The sequence below is a fragment of the Streptomyces sp. CHD11 genome, from assembly GCF_018638295.1.
Lineage (GTDB): Bacteria > Actinomycetota > Actinomycetes > Streptomycetales > Streptomycetaceae > Streptomyces.
Genome location: NZ_JABTTS010000113.1, coordinates 1 through 377, shown reverse-complemented (window position 1 = coordinate 377; position 377 = coordinate 1). Strand labels below are relative to the sequence as shown.

Here is a 377-nt window from a genome sequence, read left to right as displayed (position 1 = left end):
CCAGGGCGAGCGTGGACTTACCCATGGCGGGGCGTGCGGCGATGACGATCATCTGGCCGGGGTGCAGGCCGTTGGTGAGCGAGTCGAAGTCGGTGAACCCCGTGGGCACGCCGGTCATCTCGCCGCTGCGGGAGCCGATCGCCTCGATCTCGTCGAGCGCCCCCTCCATGATGTCGCCGAGCGGCAGGTAGTCCTCGGAGGTCCGCTGCTCGGTGACGGCGTAGATCTCCGCCTGCGCGCTGTTGACGATCTCGTCGACGTCGCCGTCGGCGGCGTATCCCATCTGCGTGATCTTGGTGCCCGCCTCCACGAGCCGGCGGAGCACCGCCCGCTCGTGGACGATTTCCGCGTAGTACTCGGCGTTGGCCGCGGTGGGC

Annotated in this window: 1 protein-coding gene; it reads right to left on the bottom strand. The window is 69.5% G+C overall.

Features of this window, described 5'->3' with window-relative positions:
- Positions 1–377, bottom strand: a 377-nt coding sequence (locus HTV45_RS33395) for a DnaB-like helicase C-terminal domain-containing protein (protein WP_285899718.1), incomplete at both ends; no start/stop codon positions are given.